Genomic DNA, 2,015 nt, shown 5'->3' on the forward strand with positions numbered 1-2,015 from the left:
GGCGATCTGGAAGCTGAACCGTAGCGAAGGCGCTTCGCACTACTTTCTCGACCCCGACGGCCATAAGCTGGAGCTGCACGTCGGCAGTCTCTCCCAGCGTCTGGCCGCCTGCCGCGAACAGCCGTATAAGGGGATGGTGTTTTTTGATGAGTGACAGGGGGCTACTATGCATTGTTATAGATTTGATTATAAGTTGAGGTTAAATGTCTGCTGAGCACATTTTTTTGATGTAAAGTTACAAGCAAATTATTGGTTGCCCGAGTGAAACCAACATATAGTCGCTTTATCTCGTCGCTGAGATCATCGCTATTACCCATTATGTTTGAACTATCTATCACTGCGACTGAATGAAACTCGAGACCTTTGCTACTAGGCAAAGGTATAATAGACAAAAATTCGCTTTGTGGTGAGTAGCGTTTTTTATCTTCCGAGCTTGCTATAAAGTAGTGCGGGATTTTTGAATCCCTTAACTCTTTTACTAATATTGCAGAAAGATGTGCGGTCGAGGGACATAATATAGCCATGTCATTCCAGCTAACACCAGTATGATGTTGTTGCTTTAGCCATTTAATTATATGGATGATTTCTTGTTGGTGGTTATCAAAAACAAGCATGTTTGGAACCTGGCCTTGAAGTCCACCAGCATCTGGTTTATGATATTTAAAGTTATCCTCAATATGATCATTTAAATAATCAAATGCAATGCTGGTAGCAAAGTGGAGAATCTGCTGTGTATTTCGATAATTGATGTCAAGAATAGTTGTACGCCCTTGCGCTTTGATACCAACGCTGGAAAGCGTAAAATCAAGTGAGCTTTTTTTCTGATAAATTGATTGCGCATCGTCATATAGAAATAATAGATAGTTAGTTTCGCTATCAACCATTCCAGAAAGTATTTTTAGCCAATCCTGTTTAAAATCATGCCCCTCATCAATTAATACCGCACTATATTGTTCTGCTGCTATTGTTTTATTTTGAAAACCAGTAATAACAGCTTGCTCAAGGTTTTCTATAAAATTTTGCTTTGAGTTAGGGAGAATATTTTTAATTTTTGCTTGCTTATAACACCATGCATGGAAGTTGGTAATTTCAACCGGAACCATAAGTTGATGGCTTTTTATTAGAGATTTTAATTTTTGGGCCAGCATTATATTATAACACACGACAAGAATAGGTTTCTTTAAATTATTATCTTTCGCCAGGTGTAGGCAACGATAAAGGAGAATTAAGGTTTTACCTGAGCCGGCGACGCCGTGAATTATCCGATGCCCCTCACCAAGGCTTCTGGCGAGTAATTCTTGCTGAGTATCCATTATTTTTATAATATTCGGTGTTCGGAGTACAGATATTGGTTTGGCAGAACTCTCTGGTTTATCGAGAGCGTGGGTGATGCGAATTTCAGGGTATAAATGCCAACGTATACGATCTACTTGCTTATTACTTATCTCTTTAGAAAATGTATGTTTGACCAAAGAAAATAGGCGTAATGATATTTCTTCAGATGACATAAACTCGGTGATTTCATCTTTACAAATCACGATATCAGAAGGAAAAATATCACTATTGGAAAAGTATTTATCTAACTGCTTACGTGTAATATTACTGAGGTAGACTCCATGACCGTAGGGGGCGCAAAATTGTCCTTTATATTTTTCGTTGTCCTGAAGAAGTTGTGGGTCCCGCTTTAGATAGTTAATTGCGCCGTAAGAATATTGTCTGACCTGTTCTATGGGATGGGTTAGAGAAATGTCACCATCTGATGTTTCATATATCACATGTGTTTTATTAGCGGATTTTATTTTTGAAATATACCAGTCCTTCACTTCAATAAAAAGCAGCCCTCGCTGAGGATCCAGAATGATGAAATCAGGATGTGTTTGTTTTTCGCCAGTAGGAATGTCATACCAACAAGTACAATCGCTACTCAGATTGCTTTCAAAAATTCTCGCAAGACGCTTTTCTCCGGCAGTAATCTTGTTACCGCAGCTTCCGATGGTTGGGATGATCGTTGCCAT

Annotated in this window: 1 protein-coding gene and 1 pseudogene; one reads left to right on the top strand and one right to left on the bottom strand. The window is 39.0% G+C overall.

Features of this window, described 5'->3' with window-relative positions:
* Positions 1-154, top strand: a pseudogene (locus HE1_RS10540) (glutathione transferase); the annotation flags it as partial.
* Positions 155-164: 10 nt separating this feature from the next.
* Here the strand turns inward: HE1_RS10540 and HE1_RS06035 are convergent.
* On the bottom strand, positions 165-2,015 hold a 1,851-nt coding region (locus tag HE1_RS06035), incomplete at its 5' end, for a 3'-5' exonuclease (protein WP_035545782.1).

This window comes from Holospora elegans E1 (genome assembly GCF_000648275.1).
GTDB classification, from domain to species: Bacteria; Pseudomonadota; Alphaproteobacteria; order Holosporales; family Holosporaceae; genus Holospora; species Holospora undulata_A.